Genomic DNA, 23,036 nt, shown 5'->3' with positions numbered 1-23,036 from the left:
CCTTCCAATCATAATTCGGAGCTTCAGATGTCTACGCCGTCCAAGGTCGTTGAAGGTTCCAGTGTCTGCATACGCTTCAGTGCGCTAATGGCGTTGCTGCAGCAGGTGTTTGTACGCCATGGCACGTCGCCGGAAGTGGCGGCGATCCTCGCCCACAACTGCACCAGCGCCGAGCGCGATGGCGCCCATAGCCATGGCATTTTCCGTATTCCCGGTTACATCAGCACCCTGGCCAGCGGCTGGGTGAATGGGCGCGCGGTGCCGCACGTGAGCGATGTGGCCTCCGGGTTCGTGCGGGTAGATGCCGGCAACGGTTTCGCCCAGCCGGCCCTGGAAGCTGCACGCCCGCTGTTGGTGGAAAAAGCCCGCAGCGCCGGTATCGCGTTGCTGGCGATCCATAACTCCCATCACTTTGCGGCGCTGTGGCCGGATGTCGAGCCATTTGCCGAGCAAGGCCTGGTGGCGTTGAGCGTGGTCAACAGCATGACGTGCGTGGTACCCCACGGCGCCGACCGCCCATTGTTCGGCACCAACCCCATCGCCTTTGCCGCGCCGCGCGCCGATGGCTTGCCGATTGTGTTTGACCTGGCCACCAGCGCCATCGCCCATGGCGACGTGCAGATCGCGGCGCGCAAGGGCGAGCGCCTGCCGCCGGGCATGGGCGTCGATAGCCTGGGCCAGCCCACGCAAGACCCCAAAGCCATCCTGGAGGGCGGCGCGTTGCTGCCGTTTGGCGGGCACAAGGGTTCGGCGCTGTCGATGATGGTTGAGTTGCTCGCAGCGGCGTTGACCGGTGGCAATTTTTCATTCGAATTCGACTGGTCTGACCATCCCGGTGCGCGTACGCCCTGGACCGGGCAACTGCTGATCCTCATCGACCCGAGCAAAACCAGCGGCCAGGCGTTCGCCGAGCGCAGCCAGGAGTTGGTGCGGCAGATGCATGCGGCGGGGTTGCGGCGGTTACCGGGAGACCGGCGACATCGCGCACGGGCGAAGGCCGAACAGGAAGGGATAGTGGTGGATGCTGACGAGTTGCAGCACTTGCGCGACCTGGCAAACGCCTGAAAAAGGCTGCGCACGGGGCGCAGCCATGTGTACTCAGTTGCGACGGCCCAGCAGCAGGCCGACCACCAGGCCAAAGCCTGCGGAAATCGCTACGGTCTGCCACGGGTGGCCACCGATATAGGTTTCGGTGGCATCCACCACCGGCTTGCTGCGTTCGCGCACGTTGGACACCGAGTCCAGGGCCTGCTTGAGCTTGATGGCGACCTGTTCGCGCAGGGTCTCGCCTTCTTCGCCCACCAGGGAGGCGCTGCTTTTAAGCAGTTTGTCCGACTCTTCAATCAACGCCGTCAGTTCACTGAAGGCTTGATCCTTGATTTGTTCTTCGACGGCTTGGGCGGCAGATTTGCGGGCCATTGGGTAACTCCTTGCAGGTGAATGTGACAGTGAACAATGGAGTGGCGGGCGTCGGCAAAAGTTGCAGTTTTTTTGCTGGTGACTGGTTTTGAGCGAAATCCGAAACAGGAAAATTCGACCTACAGTGTAAGATGTCGCCTATTTGTGCAGCAGGTAATTCAACATGAGCTTCAATCTGGCCAACAAGACCCTCGCCGAACGCGCCGAGCTGGAAGATGAAAAGTCCCGGCTCTACGACCTGTGGCAAACCAACTTGGGCAAGGCCAAGGGCGAAGCCGCCCGTTTGTTCGGCGAGCGCGCCAAGCGCAAAGGCAAGTGGGCCGAGTGGGTGCGTGCAGAACTCGACGGCATGTCGCCGCCGGAGTTCTCCAACATGGTGCGCAGTGAGGTCAACAAGTTGATGGCCGCCGCTAAGTAAAGCTCGCCACAATCGCTTCACGCACTTTGAGCAGCAGCGGGTCGAGTTGCGCTTGGGTGCGCCAGCCCAACTCCACCGGGTAGCGTGGCAGCGCCAGGGGGCAGGGCAACACCTGCAGGCCGGTCAGCGCAGCAATGGCTTGCGCGGCATGGCCGGGAATGGTCGCCACCGCCTGGCTGCCCTTGAGCAAATAGGGCAGTGCGGCAAAGTGGCTGGTGGACGCGCACACCTGGCGGCTTAGCCCTTGCGCTGCCAAACCTTCATCGGTAATCCCGATAAACCCGCCGGATGACACCAGCACATGCTCGCGGGTGACGAATTCGTCCAGGCTGATGGTTGTCTGGTCCGAGTCCAAAAGGCAGCGGTAATCACCTTCTCCCAAGACTTGACGACTTAGCCTGCCTTGAGCGAAACCCCCGGCAGTAATCGCCAGGTCCAGGCTGCGGTCGAGCAGGGCGCCCGCGACAATCTGGCTGTGGGTCTGTCGGAAAATCACCCGCAGCTTCGGCGCACGCCGGGCGATTTCGTCCATCAGTCGCCGGCCATAGGCAATCTCGAAATCATCCGATAACCCCAGTACCACCGAGCGGCCCTGGTACTGCTGGTTGTCCGGATTGACCATCGCCAGGCTTTGTCGGCAGCGCTCCAACGCCTCGCTGATCACCGGTTTCAACTGGTTGGCGCGTAAGGTCGGCGCCAACCCACGGCCGGTGCGTACAAACAACTGATCGCCGTACACCTCACGCAGGCGCCGCAGCCCCGCGCTGATGGCCGATTGAGTCACTCCCAGGCGCAACGCTGCGCGGCTGGCGCTGGATTCATCGTGCAGCGCTTCAAAGGTTTTGAGCAGGTTGAGATCGACCTGGGCGATATTTGTTTGGCTCATATCATTCAGCAGTGAAGTGGGCTTTATTCATGATCGAGGCTGGCTGGAGAATGGGCAACCCCATTTTTTCGGAGTCATCGTGATGCCTGTTTCTACTGTGGCAGCCCTGCAAATCGGTTCCTTGCCAGGCGGCAAGGCTGAGACCCTGGCGCAAATCCTCGGCTATGAAGATGAAATAGCCCGCAGCGGCGCGCAATTGGTGGTGATGCCCGAGGCATTGCTCGGTGGCTATCCCAAAGGTGAAGGCTTCGGCACGCAATTGGGTTACCGCCTGCCGGAAGGTCGCGAGGCATTCGCCCGTTATTTTGCCAATGCCATCGATGTGCCCGGCGCCGAGACCGACGCATTGGCGGGTCTGTCAGCGCGCACCGGCGCGAGCTTGGTACTGGGTGTGATCGAGCGCAGTGGCAACACCTTGTACTGCACCGTGCTGTATTTCGAACCGGTAGGCGGCCTGGTCGCCAAACACCGCAAATTGATGCCCACCGGCACTGAGCGGCTGATCTGGGGCAAGGGCGATGGTTCGACCTTGCCGGTGATTAACGCCGCCGTAGGACGTATCGGTGGCGCAGTGTGTTGGGAAAACATGATGCCGCTGCTGCGTACCGCCATGTACGCCAAGGGTGTGGAAGTGTGGTGCGCGCCCACGGTGGATGAGCGCGAGATGTGGCAGGTGAGCATGCGTCATGTGGCCCATGAAGGCCGCTGCTTTGTGGTGAGCGCATGCCAGGTGCAGGCATCACCGGCAGAGCTGGGGCAGGAGATTGCCAATTGGCCGGCAGAGCGGCCGTTGATCGCCGGGGGCAGTGTGATTGTCGGACCGATGGGCGACATTCTGGCGGGGCCCTTGGTGGGAGAGGCGGGGTTGTTGACCGCGCAGATCAATACCGATGACCTGGTGCGGGCACGGTATGACTATGACGTGGTGGGGCACTATGCCCGGCCGGATGTGTTTGAGTTGGTGGTGGATGAGCGGGAAAAGCCGGGCGTGCGCTATATCACTGATTAAGCAAGGTCAAAAATGTGGGAGCGGGCTTGCTCGCGAATGCGGTGGTTCAGTTATAGATGTGTTGACTGACACACCGCATTCGCGAGCAAGCCCGCTCCCACATTAGATTTTCATTGGGTGGGGGATTTGGTTTTCAGCCACTCTGCGCGGGTCATCTCCCAAATATCCCGTGGGAAGGTGCCTTCAACGAACTGGCCTTCATCGGTCCTGATCAGGCGCATCCCCTCACGCTCGGAAATCCGCCGCGATCCCAGGTTGGGGGCCGCTTTTGGCACCCGCAGTAACGGGCGCTCCAGCACGCCAAACCAATAGTCGGTCACCGCTGCACTGGCCTCGCCCATCAAGCCTTGCCCTTGCCACTGCGGTCCGAGCCAAAAGCCACGGTTGTTGTCCCGTTCATTCATCAAGCTGACATTGCCGATCAACTGCTGCGGCGCGCTTTTCAAGCGGATCGACCAGTGCCATTCCTCGCCACGGGCCATGGCGGGCAGGGCAACGTGTTGCAGATAGTCGAGGGCACCGTCGGCCGGGTAGGGCCAGGGCACGAGGGCGTTAAGGTAACGCACCACTTCCCAATGCGGGAACTGCTGCTGGATACCCTCGGCATCGTCCAGGGTCAGTGGGCGCAGGATCAGTCGCTCGGTGTATAGCGTCGGTTGCATGGCGTTCACCAAGTTGCCGTGTTCGGTAGGTCCAGGGTGCCACGGTCGACAAAGCGCATCGTGCCAAATAGGCCACCCGCCAGTTTGCCCCGCAGCACGTAGGGCAGGTTGTTCAGGCTTTGGGTCTGGCTCAGGCCCAAGGTCTGACGCAACACAGAGAACGCCGAAACACTCACCGGCACCATCAGCACCGTCTCGGAAAAGCGTGGGATGCTTCCGGACTGATCACTCACCCCCGACGCCAACGGCCGGCCATTCACCTCCAGGTCCAGGGCCACGCCGTTATAGTCGATCGCCGTTTCATTGGGGTTCTGCACCCGCAACTTCACGGCGAAGCGCACTTCAAGGTCCTGGCTTTGCAGTGGCTCAATGCCCACCACATTGATAGTCACCGGGTCACGGTTGGGGAACAGCGCGCAGGCGCTCAAGGTCAGCAGCAGAAACGATAGAACCATGAGCTTGCGCATATAAAAGGTGCTCCTATTTCGTGATGTCCGGGTCCTGCATCACTTTGAGGGTAGAGGACTCCGGATCAAATTCATCTTCTTCCAGCTCTATGAACTCTTCGGGCAGGAAAATGTTCAGCAAGATCGCACAGAACGCGCCCACGGTGATCGGCGATTCGAAGATGTTGTGCAGGGCCTTGGGCAAATCGCGCAGTACTTCCGGCACGGCCGCGACGCCCAGGCCCATGCCGAGGGAGATCGCCACGATCAGCACATTGCGTCGGTGCAGCCCGGCTTCGGCGAGGATCTTGATGCCCGCCACGGCCACGGTGCCGAACATGATCAAGGTGGCGCCGCCCAGTACTGGCTTAGGCATCAGTTGCAGCACCGCGCCGATCATCGGGAACAGCCCCAGCAGCACCAGCAGGCCGGCGATGAAGTACGCCACGTAACGGCTGGCCACGCCGGTGAGTTGGATCACGCCGTTGTTCTGCGCGAAGGTCACCATCGGCAAGCTGTTGAACGTCGCAGCCATCGCCGAGTTGAGGCCGTCGGCCAACAGGCCCGACTTGATGCGCTTGATATACAGCGGGCCCTTGACCGGCTGTTGGGAAATCATCGAATTGGCCGTCAAGTCACCGGCCGCCTCCAACGGTGAAATCAGGAAGATCACCGCCACCGGGATAAACGCCACCCAGTCGAACGAAAACCCGTACTTGAACGGCACCGGCACGCTGACCAGCGGCACCTGGGGCAACGCCGCCAGGTCCACACGGCCCATCATCCAGGCCACGATAAAGCCCAAGGTCAGGCCGATCACAATCGAACCCAGGCGCAGGAACGGGTTGCTGAAGCGGTTGAGCACCACAATGGTCAGCAGCACCAGCGCCGCCAGGCCCATGTTGCCAGCTGCGCCGAGGTCTTTGGCGCCAAAGCCACCGGCCATGTCGGTGACTGCCACCTTGATCAGCGACAAGCCCATCAGGGTGATGATTGTGCCGGTGACCACGGGGGTGATCAGCTTACGCAGCTTGCCGATGAACTGGCTGAGCACCACTTCGATAAACGCCGCGAAAAAGCAGATGCCGAAGATCGTCGAGAGGATCTCATCGGTGCCGCCGCCCCGGGCCTTGACCATGAACCCCGCGCTGAGAATCACGCTGATAAACGAAAAGCTGGTGCCCTGCAGGCACAACAGCCCCGAACCGATAGGGCCGAACTTGCGCGCCTGCACAAAGGTGCCCAGGCCCGACACGAACAGCGCCATGCTCACCAGGTACGGCACTTCGCTTTCCAGGCCGAGCACACCGCCGACGATCAACGTTGGGGTGATGATCCCGACAAAACTGGCCAGCACGTGTTGCAACGCAGCAAAAATGGCGGCGGTGAAGTGCGGGCGATCTTCCAGGCCGTAGATAAGGTCGGATTTATAGCGGGGGCGGGGGGCTTGAGCGTCAGACAAAATGCGGGCTCGATAGGGAAAAGGGGCGCGCAGGATGCCAGAAAGTGCCGGCTGTCAGAAGTGTGTAAAAATATTTCGAAACATCCTGCATTAAAACCACAGGCCTGCCGATAGCCTGGAAAGGCCCACACACCAATCACAACAGTGGTGCCCCAAGGTCAGAGCGGTGCGTTACCGCCGCCTGATCGTGTCGCGGCAGGGACGCTCGCCAACACTACTTCTCGAGAGCCGTCTATGTCCCTTCGTAATCTGAATATTGCCCCTCGCGCTTTTCTCGGTTTTGCGTTCATTGCGTTGCTTGTGGTTTTCCTGGGGGTGTTTGCGGTCAACCGCATGACGACGATCCGCCAGGCCTCGTTGGACATGGGCTCAAATCAGTTACCCAGTGTGAAGTACCTTGGCAACATGACTGAGAACGTGTTGCGCCTGCGCATTCTCTCGTTCCGTATCTTGATCAACCGCGAGCCCGCGTCCCTGGAAGAAGCCAAGACCCGCGTTGCCTTCCTGATCGACAAGGTCAAGCAGGCACAGAGTGCTTACGCGGTGATGCCAGCCGGTGCCGAAGAGAAGGCCTTGTACAAGACCTTTGCCGCGACCCTCGACAGCTACTTCACCGCTCAATCAGAAATGATGGCCTTGTCCCAACAAAACAAAGTCGAGGAGATGCGCAGCCTTATCAATACCCGCATCAAGGATGGCACCGACCTGATGGGGGAGCAGTTGAACAAGCTGATCGCCATCAACAGCGCCGATGCCGAGCAGGCCGGGCGAGACGCCGAGGGCAGCTACCAGCAGGCAGTTACCGGGATCATTGTGGTAGCCGTGGTCGCGGCCCTGATGACCGTACTCCTGGCCTGGCTGCTCACCCGTAGCATTGTCACGCCACTGCGCAAAGCTGTGGAAGTGGCCGAGACCATTGCCGCTGGCAACCTGAGCAAAGTCATTGAGGACGATGGCAAGGATGAGCCAGCGCGCCTTCTGAGCGCCCTGGCCGCCATGCAAGCCAACCTGCGCCAGACCATCCAGCACATCGCCGGTTCCGCCACACAGTTGGCCTCCGCCGCCGAGGAACTGAGCGCAGTTACCGAGGAGGCCTCCAAAGGCCTGCAGCAACAGAACAATGAAATTGACCAGGCGGCCACGGCGGTCAACGAGATGACCGCAGCGGTGGAAGAAGTGGCGCGCAATGCGGTGTCCACCTCTGAGGCATCCAGCCAGTCCAACCAGGCGGCGCGCGAAGGCCGCGACCGTGTGGTGGAAACCGTCGGCGCCATCCAGACCATGACTCAGGACGTGCAGAACACGGCGGTGCTGATCGAAGGCCTGGCCACTCAGGGGCGTGACATTGGCAAGGTGTTGGACGTGATCCGTGCGATTGCCGAACAGACCAATCTGTTGGCGCTCAACGCCGCCATCGAAGCCGCCCGTGCCGGTGAAGCCGGGCGTGGTTTTGCCGTGGTGGCCGACGAAGTACGGGCGCTTGCCCACCGCACTGCGCAGTCGACCCAGGAGATCGAAAAAATGGTCGCCGGCATCCAGAACGGCACCGGTGAAGCGGTGCAATCGATGCAGCAAAGCAATCAGCGCACACAAAACACCCTGGAAATGGCCCGAGCCGCCGGTGTGGCGCTGGAGCAGATCACCCAGTCCATCAGCCTGATCAACGAACGCAACCTGGTGATCGCCAGCGCGTCAGAAGAACAGGCCCAGGTCTCCCGCGAAGTGGACCGCAACCTGGTGAATATCCGCGACCTGGCCACCCAGTCGGCGGCGGGTGCCAACCAGACCAGCGCGGCCAGCCATGAGCTGTCGCGTTTGGCGGTGGATTTGAACGGGATGGTGGCCAGGTTTGTAATCTGAACCTCATTCAGACCAACAGCAGTCTGAAAAGCGTGGCATAAGAACTCGGCCCATCTGGGATGTTTTTTTTGAGGATGAGGTAAGACGCCGCATGCACACCATTTGAGAGCCTGTGCAGTTTGGCTCCGGCGACCGGGACCTTCGTGTCCCCGGTCGCTCGGGTGACCTTTTGGGATTCTGCAGGGGATGCCCCGGGGCCTCCGAGCATAAGCAGGATTACATCACCTTCCTCTTGTCCAGCGTACTGCTCAACGGTGAAGGTTAGTTTGTTTTTATGCGCGTCCAAATACTCCTGGGTGACTCCCTCTGGGCCTATGTCTTCAGGAAGCAATGGCCTGGCATGCAATTTCGCGTCTTCTTCAGAATGAGATTTCTGCATTTTAATTGACTCCCGGATACATCGGTGCGTTGCGGCCTCCGGTTGCTCAGAGACCTGAGAGTTCATTTAAACGCGGTGCTTGCGGTGTGAATACTGTCAGAGTTAACAGGTGTTTCAGCGCTGCCAGGCTTGCTGGTTAACCAGGTTCTGCGGCTTTTTCCCCTTCAAAGCCTGTAGCAGGTTGTCCACCGCACACCTGGCCATCGCCTCTCGCGTTTCATGGGTGGCCGAGCCGATATGAGGGGTTGCCACCACGTTGTTCAAACGCAGCAACGGCGAGTCGTGACCCAGCGGCTCACGCTCAAACACGTCCAACCCCGCCGCACGTATCGTGCGTTGCTGCAACGCCTGCACCAGCGCCGCCTCATCCACCACCTTGCCCCGCGAGATGTTGATGAAGATCGTCTCCGGGCCCATCAGCGCAAACTCTTCGGCGCCGATCAGCTTTTCGGTTTCAGCGGTGAGCGGCAGCGTCAGGCAGACAAAATCGGCCTGTTGCAGCAATTCATTGAGGCTGCGGTACTGTGCGCCAAAGCGTTTTTCCACCAGAGGCTTGGGCGAATGGCTGTGGTAGATCACCGGCATGCCAAAGCCGAAGTGCCCGCGCTGGGCCAACGCTTCGCCGATGCGGCCCATGCCGATGATGCCTAGGGTTTTGCCATGCACATCGCTGCCAAAATGCGCGGGGCCGATGTTTTTGTTCCATTGGCCGGCACGCACCATGTCGGCCAGTTCCACCACACGGCGGGCAGTGGCCAGGATCAGCGCAAAGCCGGTGTCGGCGGTGGTTTCGGTCAGCACATCGGGGGTGTTGCTGAGCAGGATGCCGCGCCCGCTCAAGTAGTCGATATCGTAGTTGTCGACGCCCACGGACACGCTGGCCACCGCCTCCAACTGCGGCGCCAGGTCCAATAATTTTGCGTCCAGGCGCAGGCTGGCGCCCAACAGGCCATGGGCGGTTGGCAGGGCATCGCGCAGTTTGGCCAGGCCGGTTTCGTCCAGTGCCTCGATGAGCGTGACGTCCGCCTGTTCATGCAGGCGGGCCATCAGCGGCGCGGAGAGTTTCTTGTACAACACGACAGACTTTTTCATGCGGTCTTGACCTTCAATTCGAGGGTGGGCGCCGGTGAGCGGTCGCTGGCGCCGGGCTTGAGGAAAATCGTCAGCACCACCGACAGCAGCAACGCGCCGCTCATCAGCAGGTAGGACGCACCGGGCGAACCGGTGCTGCTATTGAGGTAACCCACCAGATACGAGCCGCCGAACGAACCGAGGGCACCCATGCTGTTGATCAGTGCCATGGCGCCTCCGGCGACGTTGGCTGGCAGGATTTCTGGAACGATGGCGAAAAACGGACCGTAGGGCGCATACATGCAGGCCCCCGCGATCACCAGCAGGGTGTAGGACCACCAAAAGTGTTCGGCCCCAAGCGCGTAGGAACCGTAGAACGCAATCGACGCGATCAGTAGCGGCGGCCACACGAAGCGCTTGCGCTTTTGCAGCTTGTCCGAGCCCCAGGACACCACCAGCATGCCGATCACCGCTGCCAGGTACGGCAGCGCCGACAACCAGCCAGCCTCGACCATGTCCATCTTCAACCCGGCTTTGAGGATCGACGGCAGCCATAACACAAAGCCATATACACCGATGCTCCAGCAAAAGAACTGCAGCGCCAGCACGATCACCTTGGGTGAGCGGAATGCCTCGGCGTAGTTTTTAACCGCCTTGATGCCCACCTGTTCGGCGGCCAATGCGCTTTCCAGCGCGGATTTTTCGCTGTCGCTGAGCCACTTGGCGTCCTTGGGACGTTCATCGGCCAGTTTCCACCAGATAAACGCCCACAACACCGCAGGCAAACCTTCGATGATAAACATCCAGCGCCAGCTGAAATGCTGTACCAGGTAACCCGACACCACCGACATCCACAGCATGGTCACCGGGTTGCCGAGGATCAGGAACGTATTGGCGCGGGAGCGTTCGGCACGGGTGAACCAGTGGCACAGGTACACCAGCATCGCCGGCATCACCGCCGCTTCGACCACGCCGAGCATGAAGCGGATCAGGATCAGCATGTAGGCGTTGGACACCACGCCGGTGAGGGTCGCCAAGCCGCCCCAAAGGATCAGGCTGACAAAAATCAGCTTCTTGACGCTGCGCTTCTGCGCGTAAATCGCCCCCGGCACCTGGAAGAAAAAGTAGCCAAGGAAAAACAGCGCCCCCAGCAGCGACGACATGCCAGGGGTGATCATCAGGTCTTCGGCCATCCCGGAGGCGGCGGCAAAGCCATAGTTGGCGCGGTCCAGGTACGCCAGGCTGTAGGTGATAAAGACGATGGGCATGATGTACCACCAACGGCGGGTGGCGAGTTTCACGGTTTCCATGGGGTTGCTCCTGAGCTTGTTGTAGTTGTGGCAACAGGTAGTGGGTTATGCAACGGATCGAACGGGTAACTCCAAACGGGTGGGCAAACCTTCCATGTCGCCGCGACTTTGCACGGCGCGGCTGCCGATCCAGTTGCCGCGTTGTACCGCCTCGGGGAAGCTGAGGTTTTCCAGCAGGGCGCTGATCATGCCCACCGCAAAACCGTCGCCGGCGCCCACGGTGTCCACCACTTTTTCCACCGGTACGGCGGCGATAAAGCCCTGGTCCAGTTGGGTGCGGTAGTAGGCACCGTCGGCGCCAAGCTTGATGGCCACGGCTTCGGCGCCCTGGTCGAGGTAGAACGCGGCGATATCGGCCGGGTCATCGAAACCGGTGAGCAGGCGACCTTCGCCCAGGCCCGGCAAGACCCAATCGGCCAGGGCGGCGAGGGCGTTGATTTCGCGGATCATCTGCGCTTGGTTGGCCCACAGCGATGGGCGCAGGTTCGGGTCGAACGACACGCTGCGCCCGGCCTTGCGCATCTGCGTCATCAGCTCGGTGGACAGCTCGCGGGTAGCCTCGGACAACGCAGGCGGAATACCGGTGGCATGCAGGTGACGCGCCTGCAACAGCGTCGGGCTGATCGCGGCGATGGACAAATGACTGGCCGCCGAGCCCTTGCGGAAGTATTCCACCTGGGGATCGGCGCCTGCCTCTTCACGGGACTTGAATTGGAAACCGGTGGGGTGCAACGGATCAACCGCCACATGCCGGCAATCCAGGCCTTCCTTTTGCAGCGTGTCCACCACAAAGCGCCCCAGGGAATCATTGCCCACCCGGCTCAGCCAGGCGACGTTAAAACCCAACCGCGACAAGCCAATGGCGACGTTGCTGTCGGCGCCCGCAATACGTTTATGAAACTGCGCCACCTGGGCCAAATCGCCGGTTTGCTCGGCGACAAACATCGCCATGGTTTCACCAAACGAGAGGATATCGATCTCAGACATGGGCGCTCTCCACGCGAGGTTGGCCAAGGACGGCGAGGGCGCTGACCTGTTGCGCAGTGACGCTGATCAGGTCATCACCTTGCAGCGGGAATTCCACCGCCCGCGTAATCCCTTGAGTCATGTGCTTGACCAGTTGTTCCCACAGATGCAGGTCGGTGGCGCCAGGCGGTATTGCAATGAGCTTGCCGTCTGCACGCCGGGCCACGGCCTTGCAGTGCAGGTAATCCACATGCCGGCCCAGTAGACGCGCGGCGGTGAGCGCGGATTGGTCTTGCCACTGCCAGTTGCCGATGTCGAAGGTCATCTTCACCGGCAGGCCCAAGCGTTCCACTTCGGTGAAAAAGCGCTGCATCGGTTCGATGCGCCCGCCGTGCAGGGTCTGGTCATTTTCCACCAGCAACTGCACCGGGTGGCAGGCGAGCAGGGCGTGCAAGCTTTCCAGGTCGTTGGTGTCGGTGAAGTAGCCGAGGGAGACTTTGAGCCACTGCGCACCAAAGGCTTGGGCGCGGTCCAGGGTGGCGGCGAGTTCGGCATTGGGCTGGGCGCGGCCAGCGACCCACAGCTCCAAGGGCGATGAGAACACCGATTGCAGTCGGTGTTGAGCGGCGGCCTGGGCCAATTCTGCCGGGTGCTCTGTGGTGAGCAACTCTTCACGCCACTCGATGCGCTGGGCACCAGCGGCCTTGAGCAGCTCGACAAAACTCAGCTGGCCTTGTTGGCGAACCAGGTCGGCGCCGTAGCTGGAAAGGCTGATGGAGACGGGGTATTTGTGCATTGTTATTTACCTCTGAAACCGGTTTCATTTTTGTGCAAAAAAATACGCTCTTTGTAGGAGCGAGCTTGCTCGCGAAAACCCTGAGCACGACGCGTACATTCAGGATGCCCGCGTTACCGTTCGCGATTTTCGCGAGCAAGCTCGCTCCTACAAGGGGTGGTGGAGCCGCGGATGATCAGTTGGGGCAGGAAATCCAGGGTGCGTGTCGGCTCGGTATCGCCGCGTAGGCGCTTGAGCAAGCAGTCGAACGCAGTGGCACCGATGGCCTCGGTCGGTTGGGCGAGGGCGGTGATACCTGTGCCTACCAGCGGATACCAATCCAGATCATCCAGGGCGATCAGGCCGATATCTTCAAACAAGTTGCAGCCCAGGGTTTTGAGCGCTCGGGTGCAGGCCAGCGCGGCAACACCGTTGGCGCAGAACACGGCCTTGGGGCCGGGTTTGGTCAGGAAGACTTGCAGGTGGTGATCCAGTTCGGCGTTCAACTCCAACACCGCGCCGGTCAACTGCGGGCGGCTGGCAATTTCATGCTTGAAGCTTTCCACACGCTCCAACCGCGAACTGGTGCCGTCGGTGGCTTCGCTCACCAGCAACACCTCGCGATAACCCTGCTGTTGCAAATGCTCCAGCGCCATGCGCACCGCCGCCGGGTTATCCAGCCCCACCAGGTCGCTGTGCAGTGGTTCGACCTTGCGGTCCACCAGTACCAAGGGCATTTCCCGTTGCAGTTCCAGCAATTGGTCCAGGTGATGGCCGAGGGTGTTCACGATCAACCCTTCGATGTTGTACGAGCGCAACGCCGCCAGGTGCTGGCGCTCTTGTTCGTCATCGCGGTCGGTGTTGCACACCACCAGGCTGTAGCCGTGCTGGCGGCAGGCGGTTTCGACGCCGTGCATTACGGCAATGGAATAGGGGTTGCGAATGTCTGCGACGAGCATGCCGATCAGGCGCGTGCGCCCACGTTTAAGGCCACGGGCCATTTGGTTGGGGCGATAGCCGAGGTGTTCGATGGCTTGCTCGATGCGCTGGGCGATGGCATCGGAGAGTAGGGCGCGGTCGTCGCCGATAAAACGCGAGACGCTGGCCTTGGATACGCCGGCGTGCTGGGCGACGTCGAGCATGGTGACGCGGGTGCGCTGGGCGGCGGAAAAAGAAGTCACGGTAGCGGGCCTTTCTTATTGGATGTTGAATTCGGCTGCTTTGAAACCGGTTTCATAAGACTCCATTTCATAGGGCCGGTCAAGAAGTGGACCTGCGTAATTCCGATGAATGGATAGATCTACCTGTGAGTTCTGACAGTATTCAGGTGGCGGGTTCAAGCGTTTAATTTGTCCCAGAAGGCTTTAAAGGCTGTCAGTCAACGTCCCTATCGTGACCTTGCATGTGGAGTGAACCATGGCAAATTTCAGAATACGCGATGAAGCTCGTTCCCGCAGACGCGCCCCTGGAGACCCCTTGCCCGCTGCCGAGGTTAAACACGCTTTCCCAGACGATCCTATGGGGCTTATTCCAACCAAGTATTTGTACGACCCTATTGAGGTGCGGCTCAAGAAAATCTGGGCCGCGCCTGCTGGCGAGCATTTTACGGATATAGTTCATTACACCATCGACCCTCACGGGCCCGAGACGCCCTATCCCCTGGACCCTATTACTCTGACTGGTCCAGTCACAGCTGATCAGTTCCCTTTGTCCACGTACATAACGGGTAACTGGCTTCGTATCAATGGCTCCTATGACCTGACCTATTACATTGAGGGGCCAGGGGGCATTGAACATTCCCCCTACAAAACCACATTCACGGTGGACTGGACGCCACCGGGTGGTACTAACCCGATGCTAGCCGCCGACCTGCCTGAAGAGGTTGAACTGCACGGCATCACCGAGGACTACTTGAGTGAGCACGAAACAGTAGACCTTAAAATAACCCTCTATGTTGACCGCCAAAAGTTTGATGAGGTTCGGGTCTTTTTATTGAGCAGCTCCAGTGCCAATCCTCATGAGCCTGTTTTTACTTATACGCTGACTTCAGACAGCGGTCCGATTATTATTCCAGTGCCAGTAGAGGTGTTTCGTCAGTTGGAAAATGGCTTCCGTGGCATTCGTTACTCCTTGGGCGATCGCGCCGGTAACTGGCGACTTGATTACTCCCGATACACTGAAGTGCTCATAGATCTAAAAGCGCCGCCAGTAGGGTTGCAGCTTCCTTATGTAGCTGCTTATGCGTTTGATAACTTGATTGACCGCCAGGATGCGCGTGAAGGGGTGATGCTTCAAATAAACCCCTATTTTAACCATGAGGATACGGACGATGCGGTAGTCAGTTGGAATGGTATTTTGCTGGACAAAGTCCCGGTCGATGACTTGCCAAAACTGGTGCACATACATTGGCCGGAATTGATTGCTAAGGGGTACTTGCAAAATAACTTTCCGGTTACGTATTCGATTCATCGTGCGGGAAGTAATACCGGGCCATCGTCACCCACGCTTCGGGTGACCGCCGACTATTCAATTGCTGGTAAGGATCACGCCCAGGCGCCGGCGGAGTTTAACGCAACATTGGCACAGGTAGAAGTGCGGGGAGCCGGTTCCGACCAAGCCAACCATTTGGATTACAGAGATTCTGGTAAAGCGGTAACGGTCACACTTGTTTTAGACGCCGGGTACGCAGTCGGGCACTGGATAGGGCTGTATTGGGGCGCTCTGGAGGACCCGGTGGTTACCTATTGGATAAAGGCTGAAGATAAAGCCGGAGAACCCGTTACATTCCCGTTGGTGCCCTGGACTGTGGTAGAACAAACGCTGGTTGATCCGCAGTTTCCCGTGTATTACCGAACCCATAATGGCGTCAACGATCAACTGGCGCCCCATCAGAGTGTCAATATCAATATCGCAGCGCCGGAGTCTTTCGACCCTCCGGAAGCGCCGGATACGGATGACGGTTGGTTCAATTGCCAGAGTGACCCTCCCATTTGGGAAGGGGTACGGATACGTATCAATAAGCATCCTGCGATAAAACCTGGGGATGAACTGCGTTTGAAGTGGGTTGGCACTACAGAGTTTGCCGGTGGCAGCGTTATACCGGAAACGGTCGGTGTGTTCATAGAGAACTGGAGTGATACTGATCAACAAGTGGGCTTTCATATACTTACCATTCCTTATGAACCTAACACCCAGCCATTGAAAAACGAGGCAGGCGGTGCTGCTGAATTTAATGTTTGGAGGGGCGGGGTACTTGTCGGGGCTTCAAAACGGCCTCGTTATTTAAAGTTTGACCGTCGTTATGCAAGTAACCCGACCGTCTATTGCGGCCCAGGTGGTATTGGCCCAGAAAAGTCTTAAGTGGATCTGAAACGATACCGTAAACATGTGCGGCGCACGATCTGCGTTGAGTTGTGTAATGCCGGGTGCCTATAACGCCACGTAGTGGGTGTTGCTATAACGTCGTTCTTTAAGCCGCGTCAACCAGGCAAGGAGAAATGAAATGCCCATTAAAAAGAGCAAGGCCGCGGTGAAGGCAGATTGGCCCGCGAATCCGCAGCTAGATGCACCTGTGTATCTCGACGCGCTCAATGGTCGGGACGGGAAAATTTGGCGTCCGGCGTTGGACCAACATGGCGGTTTGAGGGTTCAAATCGATGTTTGGGATGCGCCTTTTTTCGGCGATAACCTCTATGTCTGGGTGAGTCCTGTCGGCATACCTGTTTGGACGTTACTGTGGCAGGAACATTTTGCGAACCCGGTTACGACACCCACCCTCGAAATTCTGATCCCAATGACGGTGCTCAGTCACGGACTATTTGGACTGAGGTACGCTGTAAGAAATGGAACGGTGGGAGACTACACCGACTTTTCGGAAGAGGCCGAGGCTGATATCGACCTTTACGGCCCCTACCAAGGACCAGGCAGTTCAATTAGACCTCCGATTGCCGGATTTCCTAGTGTTATCCCTACAACAGGAACCATTATCACCCAGACTATAATTGATATGACCCCAGAGTTTGAATTTGTTATACCCCCTGACCCTCTCTGGGAACCCGGTGCCATGATTAGTTATTGGTGGACACCCGAGAACCCTGCCGACAACGTAGCCCCCATTAACACCGTACCCTTTCTGCAACCGGGGATGTCGATTGATATTCCCAATACGTTTTTCGCAGACCCGAATGTGAAGGACGGTATTCTTTATTTTGTCTTTAAGTTGATTGATTCCGCTGGTAACCCCAGTCTGCTTTCGCGGACCGAGGGCCGGATACTCAAACGCAGCTCCGGCTTGACGCTCGACCCGTTAATCATTCGGGAGCTTACCCCGGACGGGCTGATTGACGTTCCTGAATTTCAAGCCCATGTCAAGGTGGCGATTCCATTTTATGCATTTCAGCCTAGTGATCAGTACAGGGTTCACTGGGGTAGCCAGATCCAAGGTCCCGAGACGCTCAGCGGCGTATTCCCTTTTGAAGTGACGTTGGATGACCAGAAGATTCTCGATGAGTTCGGCCCGAGTAGCGTGACGGTTACCACCCCGACTACCTACGAGATTATTCGCGGTGGTGGCTCCGATTTCCCGGCGACCGACACTCCTATCGATGTGAACTTGTGGGCGCCTGGCGATCCGCCAGTCATACCGGGCCAACCGAACAGCAAGCTCAATCTGTTGCAGGTACGGGGTCCCGTGTCGGCACCGACACTTGATTACTTGAACAAAGATGACTTCGATGATGCGGGCCCTATACAAGCACTTATCAAGTTGTGGCGGAACCCGTCCCCGCGTATGAATGACATCATGGAGGTGTGGCTGGGGAGCACATCCATATTGGTCGGGACCTTTACCCTTACGAGTGAAGCGCCTGAGGCTGACATAGTAGTCAATCTGAATAAAACTGAGCTAGCCAGGCTGGGCAATGGCGATCACAACCTCTTCTATACCATCAGGGAACCGGGGTCCAATAACCATAATATTTCGCTGCCGACCTCGGTAGAGTTCGACGATGCGATTGAATTTGTCATGGACAAAGCTGAATTTCTGAATACCACGAGCTTTCCCATCGCGCCTTTTACGCTGGTCAATTGTCTCTCCATCAGGGGCGGCCCACCTGCGCCATGGGCTGACAGATATCTAGAGGTAAGAATTCCTAAAAATGACAACTTTTTTGCACCTGACGTAGATGTGCTTATCGAGTTCTATGGCGCTAACGGGTTGGACGGCGCGCTACCTGCAATTACCGGCACTGCAGGATCCGAGACCATCACGCTGGATGCGACGACGGCGGCAAATGGCTTTGTATTCAAATACGGTCCGTATGTTCCGTTCTTGAAACCGCTTACGGGTCAACTTGCTCCGTATATGTCCTGTTGGCTACGGTACTCTGTCAATGTCGGGGGCACGTGGGCGCGCTCTATACCAGCAGTGGTTGCGGTCAGAATGTTCACCTCCAATAACGCCTGCGATAACTCGGGTGTGCCCTAGTGCCTGTAGATCGCTAGCCTTCAGCCCCATGTGCGGGTACACCATGCAGTGTATTGGAAGGATGTCGGAATGGTTTCCGGCATCCTTTTTCCTTGTCGGCAAGCCTATATTTCGATTGTGATCTTAGGATTTATCCTACTTACGCTTACCCCCTCCAACTATAACCTCGCGGCCTCTACAGGTCTGGCTCCACTCCTTGGGAACGAGCCATGCCATTGATTCAGGCATATTAGTCAAAGCGAGTGTTACAGCATGTCCATCAAGCATTTTTTTAAACTTTCACCATTAAGTGTCGCCATTAAAATTCCTTCGCTGGGCCTGCTGTTGGCGATGGCGGCACAAAGCCACGCTCTGCCGGAAGTTGTCGGACCTGGCGAGTCTAAAACCATTGAAGCCGGCGAGGCGGTAAAGGACTGGGCCCTCCTGCAAGACTCTGCGTTGACTGTCAATGGTGCAACCACCGGTGCTATTCGAAGCGCGGGTGCACAATTGAACGTCAATGACGGCAGTATGATCGGGGCGATCGCTGCTCAGGGAGGCTCCAAGGTGGCCGTAAGTAACGCCACAGTAAAAAGCGATAATGCCCACCAGGCAGCGTTCGAGCTGACGAACAGTGAGGCAGTCATTACCAGCAGTCATATTGAAAACACTCAATCTGTTGGCCTGGCACTCAACCGTTTCACGTCAAACCCGACAGGTTCGATTGCCCATGTTTTCAACAGTACGATCATTGGGGCCGAGGCCGGGGCCTCTGTAACACAGCTAGGTGAACTGTATTTAAATGACACTGAGGTACAGGGCACTGCTACTGGGAGTAACGGGGTTTACTTGCTCGGCGGGTCGGCCTTTGCCCTGCGTAGTACGCTGATTGGCGAGCAGAACGGTGTGCGCATCGCTCGTGCGGCGGGCAGTACCGGTGATGGGGTGCTGGCATTGGACCAGTCGAGGGTTGAAGGCAAGACGGGGGCAGCTATTTTGGTTGCCGGGGCGCCGGGTCGTATTCCAACTGCAACCATCGAAGTTAACAACGGTTCGCAGTTGATTGGCGGCAACGGAAACCTGCTTGAAGTCACGGGCGGTGCGACAGCGAACATGAGCGTCAACAACAGCCACCTCAATGGCAATGTGTTCGTCGAAGCGGGTAGCAGTGCCAACCTGAGTTTGCAGAACAGTGCCTCGCTCACAGGCACTCTGCTGAACGTCGACAGCCTCAGCATTGGTGATCACTCGTTCTGGAACCTGACCGGTAACAGCCTGGTCGGCGCGCTGGATCTGGCGGGCGGTACAGTGAAGTTTGGTGAGGCCGACGCGTTCTACCAGTTGAACCTGGACACCTTGAGTGGCAATGGCACGTTTGCGATGGGCGCGGATTTTGCCGCTGGCCTGAATGATTTCTTGAGCATAGCGGGCGACGCCACGGGGCAACACAGCTTGTTGGTGGCCAGCAGTGGCTTGGAGCCGGTGTCCCCAGGTGATGTGCACATTGTGCATACCGGTGGTGGTGACGCAGAGTTTTCCCTGGTCGGCGGCGCCGTGGACATTGGCGCGTGGTCCTATGGGCTCAAGCAGGATGGCAACGATTGGTTCCTGGACCCGAGTGCTCGCACCATTAGCCCAGGTACGCGTTCGGTGCTGGCATTGTTCAACACTGCGCCGACCGTGTGGTACGGCGAGATGACCTCGTTGCGCAGCCGTATGGGGGAATTGCGTCACAATGGTGCCCAAGCCGGTGGTTGGGTTCGCAGTTACGGCAACAAATACTCGGTGTCTGACGCCAATGGCGTGGGGTTCAAACAGACCCAGCGCGGTTTCTCCCTGGGGGCGGACGCGCCGCTGAGTGAAGACAGCCAATGGCTGGTGGGCGTCCTGGCGGGGCATAGCAACTCGGACCTGGACGTGAGCCGTGGCACTTCCGGCACGGTCAAGAGCTACTACGCAGGCCTTTATGCCACCTGGATGGATGACGCCAGTGGTTACTACTTTGACGGTGTAGTGAAAGCCAACCGCTTTGAGAACGACTCCAAGGTCGGCTTGAGTGATGGTGCACAGGCCAAAGGTAACTACGGTACTAACGGCATCGGCGCATCTGTGGAAGTCGGCCGCAATATCAAGTTGGACAATGAGTTCTTTGTCGAGCCGTTTGCCCAAGCCTCTACGGTCGTCGTCAAGGGCAAGGACTACAAGCTGGACAATGGCCTGCAAGCCAAGGGTCAGAACACACAGTCGGTGCTGGGCAAGTTGGGCGTGACGGTGGGGCGTGATTTCGTTATGGACGATGGCAGCATCGTTCAGCCTTACTTGCGCACGGCAGTGGCCCATGAATTTGCCAAGGACAACAAAGCCAAGGTCAATGGCCATGTGTTTAACAACGATCTGTCAGGTTCGCGTGTCGAATTGGGCGCGGGGGTGGCAGTGTCGCTGTCACAAAACCTGCAATTACATGCCGATTTCGAGCACAGCAAAGGTAAGCATGTGGATCAGCCTTGGGGCATGAACGTTGGGGTGCGTTATTCCTGGTAACACGTTCTTGAGGTAAACAAAAAGGAAGCTTGTGCTTCCTTTTTGTTTTTTGGGCCATGGCCTTACATCACTCGCATTCATCCAAAGCTGAACAAAGCGTGAATTAATAGCACCCTTCCATCACCGTCTTCCAGCGTGATTCCATCCTTGATCGCACCCTGTATATGACCATTGGCAGGATCAACCACAACCAAATCGAGCAGGCCCCCTCCAATATATTTAAGAAGGGGATCTTCCAGGTGAGTGGTGGAGTAACTGATGTGAATGTCCGGATGGTCTTCCAGTTTGTACACGCCTTTCAGGTATTTTTCGGGTATATCGAGTTGAATCTTGTAAGTGACTACCTGAGTGAAAATGCCCGTATGGTCTTGCACTTCGCACTCGCATTTTTTATTGCTTTTGGGTCTGTCGCGTTGAACCTTGTCAGTGGTTTCCAGAGTTTCAATGTAGCTCCCGGCCAACCGCCATTTGCCGTTTTTCAGCTCGCTTGAAAATACCTTGGCCGTAAAATCTACCGAACTCACTTCGCCCTTTAGATACTGAACGGCGACACGTGGCTTTGTTTTTTTGGGGCGTTGCAGAACTAATGTCATTGGAGTGTCTCCTTGGGCTAGGTGTTGCAGGTCCCGTGCAAGGCATTGGTGCTTGGCCTGGACAACCACGAGGAGGGGCTTGGTTGTGTTGGATCAAACTTTCAATTTCATTGAGACATCGTCGAAATGGATCTCTCCGCTGTCACCGATGAGCGTCACGCGGCATCCCGTGGTTCCATTTGGCATAGCCAAGTCACGCGATTCGAGCGCCCAGTCTGGATTTGTCACAGTAATCGTGGGTAGCGTACCGCTTGGCAGCAGTTGAAACTCAATGCGACCGACCGCCCCGATGTATATGCATCGTGATCGCACGGAGAACACGTAGGTCTGGTTGGCGTTGACGCTAACGTTTTGGGCCGCCCGACCGCCTAAGGTGGCTGTAAACGTTAGGCCGTCGAAGTGAACTCCAGAGCCAGCAGGTGAACCGGTGCTGTCCCAGTTGGCGTTGAACGACGAAAAATCTCCATTATTTATCAGCTCCGGTTGACCCGGTGTTGATCCTTCCTGCGATAGATGCATTTCATCGGTAAACACCTCGCCCTCAGTGCCGATCACCGCAATGGTGATTATCACCGTGCTTACTGGTGGTATGTACCGGATGTCTTGCGGGGTCCACACATGAAAACTATCCAACGGGATACGTACATCTGTGGAAGGAGGGTTTGGTCGGATAAGCAGTTCGCCGCGGCCCTTGAACAGCACCTGAGTCCAAAGACGCAGGTTGTAAGGAACCAGCGGTGTGACGTTGACACGTTGAGAGGCTTGCCCTGTGATAACCCGGCAGGATTGTCTGGTGTAGTCCACATTGCCTAGCGTATCCCAGTATTTTCCACCGTCATTGAAACTCCCGTTCTGTAGGAGGTTTTTTGTCAGGGCAGTTTTAGCGGACATGGTCTATCTCCGGCGACGCAACTTTTGGGTACGTCCATTGCGCGCCAGATACGGCTTAATGACAACTGTCAGAACTAACAGGTTGCTCGTTCCATTCGTCGGAATCGTTCGTGACTCATGCCCACGGACTCAGTCAGGTCGACCCCGACAACCCTAGCCAAACAGGCCCGCCGCAATATTGATCGAGAAGCCCAAGATCGCGGTATTAAACAAAAAACCGATCAACGACTGCCCCAGTACCACCTTGCGCATGCCCCGTGTTGCAACACCCACATCCGAGGTTTGCACGGCCACGCCGATGGTGAACGAGAAGTACAGGAAGTCCCAATAGTTGGGCGTCAACAACCCTTCGGCAAAGCGCAGCGCAGGCTCTTTGCCGTCCCAGGTGTAATACAGGCGGGCGTAGTGCACGCTGAAAATTACCCCGATCAGCAACCATGAGCCGATCACCGTCAGGCCGGTGAAGCCGTAGTGCATCAGGCGCTCGGGGGTGGCCAGGTCTTTGCTGCCTACCAGTTCGAAGGTGATGGTGGCCAGGCTCGCGATAGCGGCGATGCACACGGTGAACAGCACCAGCCCGGCGTTTTCGTCTTCGATCTCGGCGATGCGCTTGACGTCCTCGGCCTTGGCGCGACGGGTGAGCCATAACATCAAGATTAGGTAGGTCCACACGCCTGCGTTCCAGCCGATGAGGATTTTGCTCACGACGGTGTCGGCCGGTGCCAGCAGGCCTATGGCAATGCCGAGCACGGCAGCGGCTGAGAGGCGAGGGTGGGTGCGGGCTAGGAACGGCATGGTGGCTCACGGCTGGCTAGGTGTCAGCAGACTGTACCTGATCCCGAGTACAACCAATAACCCCTGTGGGAGCGGGCTTGCTCGCGAAA

The 23,036-nt window shown here is 58.0% G+C and carries 21 protein-coding genes; 7 read left to right on the top strand and 14 right to left on the bottom strand.

The genetic code is table 11. From position 1 onward, the window contains the following. The first annotated feature begins 27 nt into the window (after positions 1-27). Positions 28-1,065 (top strand): Ldh family oxidoreductase, encoded by a 1,038-nt coding sequence (locus ACLD1Y_RS21975; RefSeq protein WP_429479911.1) that lies wholly within the window; start codon positions 28-30, stop codon positions 1,063-1,065. 33 nt (positions 1,066-1,098) lie between these two features. On the opposite strand, the gene ACLD1Y_RS21970 is transcribed toward ACLD1Y_RS21975, so the two are convergent. After that, positions 1,099-1,419, bottom strand: coding sequence for a DUF883 family protein (locus ACLD1Y_RS21970; protein ID WP_010172915.1), 321 nt, complete (start codon positions 1,417-1,419; stop codon positions 1,099-1,101). A gap of 163 nt (positions 1,420-1,582) precedes the next feature. Between ACLD1Y_RS21970 and ACLD1Y_RS21965 the strand changes: the two genes are divergently transcribed. Beyond that, the gene (locus ACLD1Y_RS21965; RefSeq protein WP_003190904.1) at positions 1,583-1,837 is read left to right on the top strand and encodes a hypothetical protein; all 255 of its coding nucleotides are present in this window, start codon (positions 1,583-1,585) and stop codon (positions 1,835-1,837) included. Here ACLD1Y_RS21965 and ACLD1Y_RS21960 read toward each other — a convergent pair. Continuing rightward, positions 1,830-2,723, bottom strand: a complete 894-nt coding sequence (locus ACLD1Y_RS21960; RefSeq protein ID WP_429479910.1) for a LysR substrate-binding domain-containing protein — start codon at positions 2,721-2,723, stop codon at positions 1,830-1,832. The two genes, ACLD1Y_RS21965 and ACLD1Y_RS21960, sit on opposite strands and share 8 nt — an antisense overlap. An 82-nt stretch (positions 2,724-2,805) precedes the next feature. Here ACLD1Y_RS21960 and ACLD1Y_RS21955 point away from each other — a divergent pair, with 82 nt between their 5' ends. Further along, entirely contained in the window at positions 2,806-3,732 is a 927-nt protein-coding gene (locus tag ACLD1Y_RS21955) for a carbon-nitrogen hydrolase family protein (protein WP_429479909.1), read from the top strand. 110 nt (positions 3,733-3,842) lie between these two features. Here ACLD1Y_RS21955 and ACLD1Y_RS21950 read toward each other — a convergent pair whose 3' ends face one another. Genes ACLD1Y_RS21950 through ACLD1Y_RS21940 form a run of 3 tightly spaced genes read right to left on the bottom strand, consistent with a single transcriptional unit; the run spans position 3,843 to position 6,302 of the window. Beyond that, positions 3,843-4,394, bottom strand: coding sequence for a GNAT family N-acetyltransferase (locus ACLD1Y_RS21950; protein WP_429479908.1), 552 nt, complete (start codon positions 4,392-4,394; stop codon positions 3,843-3,845). A gap of 5 nt (positions 4,395-4,399) precedes the next feature. Further along, on the bottom strand, positions 4,400-4,861 hold the full coding sequence (locus ACLD1Y_RS21945; RefSeq protein WP_429479907.1) for an LEA type 2 family protein: 462 nt from the start codon (positions 4,859-4,861) through the stop codon (positions 4,400-4,402). 13 nt (positions 4,862-4,874) lie between these two features. Next, complete coding sequence (locus tag ACLD1Y_RS21940; RefSeq protein ID WP_429479906.1) at positions 4,875-6,302, bottom strand: nucleobase:cation symporter-2 family protein; 1,428 nt, start codon at positions 6,300-6,302, stop codon at positions 4,875-4,877. A 234-nt stretch (positions 6,303-6,536) separates the two neighbouring features. Between ACLD1Y_RS21940 and ACLD1Y_RS21935 the strand changes: the two genes are divergently transcribed. After that, a complete protein-coding gene (locus tag ACLD1Y_RS21935) occupies positions 6,537-8,162 on the top strand; it encodes a methyl-accepting chemotaxis protein (protein WP_429479905.1) in 1,626 nt (541 codons plus the stop codon). Between the two features lie 7 nt (positions 8,163-8,169). Here ACLD1Y_RS21935 and ACLD1Y_RS21930 read toward each other — a convergent pair whose 3' ends face one another. The 6 genes from ACLD1Y_RS21930 to ACLD1Y_RS21905 form a co-directional block, all read right to left on the bottom strand. After that, complete coding sequence (locus tag ACLD1Y_RS21930) at positions 8,170-8,541, bottom strand: hypothetical protein (RefSeq protein WP_429479904.1); 372 nt, start codon at positions 8,539-8,541, stop codon at positions 8,170-8,172. Positions 8,542-8,655: 114 nt separating this feature from the next. Beyond that, complete coding sequence (locus ACLD1Y_RS21925; RefSeq protein ID WP_429479902.1) at positions 8,656-9,633, bottom strand: 2-hydroxyacid dehydrogenase; 978 nt, start codon at positions 9,631-9,633, stop codon at positions 8,656-8,658. Beyond that, entirely contained in the window at positions 9,630-10,922 is a 1,293-nt protein-coding gene (locus ACLD1Y_RS21920) for an MFS transporter (protein WP_429479901.1), read from the bottom strand. The genes ACLD1Y_RS21925 and ACLD1Y_RS21920 overlap by 4 nt, the downstream gene beginning before the upstream one ends. Before the next feature lie 45 nt (positions 10,923-10,967). Continuing rightward, positions 10,968-11,909 carry a sugar kinase gene (locus ACLD1Y_RS21915; protein ID WP_429479900.1) on the bottom strand — a complete coding sequence of 314 codons (942 nt, stop codon included), beginning with the start codon at positions 11,907-11,909 and terminating at the stop codon, positions 10,968-10,970. Beyond that, the gene (locus tag ACLD1Y_RS21910) at positions 11,902-12,684 is read right to left on the bottom strand and encodes a sugar phosphate isomerase/epimerase family protein (RefSeq protein ID WP_429479899.1); all 783 of its coding nucleotides are present in this window, start codon (positions 12,682-12,684) and stop codon (positions 11,902-11,904) included. The genes ACLD1Y_RS21915 and ACLD1Y_RS21910 overlap by 8 nt, the downstream gene beginning before the upstream one ends. A gap of 113 nt (positions 12,685-12,797) precedes the next feature. Next, on the bottom strand, positions 12,798-13,844 hold the full coding sequence (locus tag ACLD1Y_RS21905; RefSeq protein ID WP_429479898.1) for a LacI family DNA-binding transcriptional regulator: 1,047 nt from the start codon (positions 13,842-13,844) through the stop codon (positions 12,798-12,800). A 295-nt stretch (positions 13,845-14,139) separates the two neighbouring features. Here ACLD1Y_RS21905 and ACLD1Y_RS21900 point away from each other — a divergent pair, with 295 nt between their 5' ends. From ACLD1Y_RS21900 to ACLD1Y_RS21890, 3 genes are all read left to right on the top strand, one after another. Beyond that, positions 14,140-16,023, top strand: coding sequence for a hypothetical protein (locus ACLD1Y_RS21900; protein WP_429479897.1), 1,884 nt, complete (start codon positions 14,140-14,142; stop codon positions 16,021-16,023). 142 nt (positions 16,024-16,165) lie between these two features. Beyond that, on the top strand, positions 16,166-18,148 hold the full coding sequence (locus ACLD1Y_RS21895) for a hypothetical protein (RefSeq protein ID WP_429479896.1): 1,983 nt from the start codon (positions 16,166-16,168) through the stop codon (positions 18,146-18,148). A gap of 252 nt (positions 18,149-18,400) precedes the next feature. Next, positions 18,401-20,668: an autotransporter outer membrane beta-barrel domain-containing protein gene (locus ACLD1Y_RS21890; RefSeq protein WP_429479895.1), complete on the top strand. Its 2,268-nt coding sequence runs from the start codon at positions 18,401-18,403 to the stop codon at positions 20,666-20,668. Positions 20,669-20,745: 77 nt separating this feature from the next. Here ACLD1Y_RS21890 and ACLD1Y_RS21885 read toward each other — a convergent pair whose 3' ends face one another. From ACLD1Y_RS21885 to ACLD1Y_RS21875, 3 genes are all read right to left on the bottom strand, one after another. Next, positions 20,746-21,261 (bottom strand): hypothetical protein, encoded by a 516-nt coding sequence (locus ACLD1Y_RS21885; protein ID WP_429479894.1) that lies wholly within the window; start codon positions 21,259-21,261, stop codon positions 20,746-20,748. Positions 21,262-21,354: 93 nt separating this feature from the next. Further along, on the bottom strand, positions 21,355-22,152 hold the full coding sequence (locus ACLD1Y_RS21880; RefSeq protein WP_429479893.1) for a hypothetical protein: 798 nt from the start codon (positions 22,150-22,152) through the stop codon (positions 21,355-21,357). A gap of 153 nt (positions 22,153-22,305) precedes the next feature. Then, positions 22,306-22,947 (bottom strand): DUF1345 domain-containing protein, encoded by a 642-nt coding sequence (locus tag ACLD1Y_RS21875; protein WP_429479892.1) that lies wholly within the window; start codon positions 22,945-22,947, stop codon positions 22,306-22,308. Positions 22,948-23,036 lie beyond the last annotated feature (89 nt).

It is taken from the genome of Pseudomonas sp. 18175, assembly GCF_050432925.1.
Classification (GTDB): domain Bacteria; phylum Pseudomonadota; class Gammaproteobacteria; order Pseudomonadales; family Pseudomonadaceae; genus Aquipseudomonas.
Note: the sequence above shows the minus strand (reverse complement) of the source record. Positions and strands in the feature narration are given on the sequence as shown.

Excerpts from the sequence above, each read along its gene's own strand:
- ACLD1Y_RS21880 (WP_429479893.1), bottom strand. The coding sequence starts at position 22,152 with ATGTCCGCTAAAACTGCCCTGACAAAAAACCTCCTACAGAACGGGAGT.
- ACLD1Y_RS21945 (WP_429479907.1), bottom strand. The coding sequence starts at position 4,861 with ATGCGCAAGCTCATGGTTCTATCGTTTCTGCTGCTGACCTTGAGCGCC.
- ACLD1Y_RS21875 (WP_429479892.1), bottom strand. The coding sequence starts at position 22,947 with ATGCCGTTCCTAGCCCGCACCCACCCTCGCCTCTCAGCCGCTGCCGTG.
- ACLD1Y_RS21890 (WP_429479895.1), top strand. The coding sequence starts at position 18,401 with ATGTCCATCAAGCATTTTTTTAAACTTTCACCATTAAGTGTCGCCATT.
- ACLD1Y_RS21915 (WP_429479900.1), bottom strand. The coding sequence starts at position 11,909 with ATGTCTGAGATCGATATCCTCTCGTTTGGTGAAACCATGGCGATGTTT.
- ACLD1Y_RS21910 (WP_429479899.1), bottom strand. The coding sequence starts at position 12,684 with ATGCACAAATACCCCGTCTCCATCAGCCTTTCCAGCTACGGCGCCGAC.
- ACLD1Y_RS21970 (WP_010172915.1), bottom strand. The coding sequence starts at position 1,419 with ATGGCCCGCAAATCTGCCGCCCAAGCCGTCGAAGAACAAATCAAGGAT.
- ACLD1Y_RS21955 (WP_429479909.1), top strand. The coding sequence starts at position 2,806 with ATGCCTGTTTCTACTGTGGCAGCCCTGCAAATCGGTTCCTTGCCAGGC.
- ACLD1Y_RS21975 (WP_429479911.1), top strand. The coding sequence starts at position 28 with ATGTCTACGCCGTCCAAGGTCGTTGAAGGTTCCAGTGTCTGCATACGC.
- ACLD1Y_RS21930 (WP_429479904.1), bottom strand. The coding sequence starts at position 8,541 with ATGCAGAAATCTCATTCTGAAGAAGACGCGAAATTGCATGCCAGGCCA.
- ACLD1Y_RS21925 (WP_429479902.1), bottom strand. The coding sequence starts at position 9,633 with ATGAAAAAGTCTGTCGTGTTGTACAAGAAACTCTCCGCGCCGCTGATG.
- ACLD1Y_RS21935 (WP_429479905.1), top strand. The coding sequence starts at position 6,537 with ATGTCCCTTCGTAATCTGAATATTGCCCCTCGCGCTTTTCTCGGTTTT.
- ACLD1Y_RS21885 (WP_429479894.1), bottom strand. The coding sequence starts at position 21,261 with ATGACATTAGTTCTGCAACGCCCCAAAAAAACAAAGCCACGTGTCGCC.
- ACLD1Y_RS21965 (WP_003190904.1), top strand. The coding sequence starts at position 1,583 with ATGAGCTTCAATCTGGCCAACAAGACCCTCGCCGAACGCGCCGAGCTG.
- ACLD1Y_RS21960 (WP_429479910.1), bottom strand. The coding sequence starts at position 2,723 with ATGAGCCAAACAAATATCGCCCAGGTCGATCTCAACCTGCTCAAAACC.
- ACLD1Y_RS21920 (WP_429479901.1), bottom strand. The coding sequence starts at position 10,922 with ATGGAAACCGTGAAACTCGCCACCCGCCGTTGGTGGTACATCATGCCC.
- ACLD1Y_RS21895 (WP_429479896.1), top strand. The coding sequence starts at position 16,166 with ATGCCCATTAAAAAGAGCAAGGCCGCGGTGAAGGCAGATTGGCCCGCG.
- ACLD1Y_RS21950 (WP_429479908.1), bottom strand. The coding sequence starts at position 4,394 with ATGCAACCGACGCTATACACCGAGCGACTGATCCTGCGCCCACTGACC.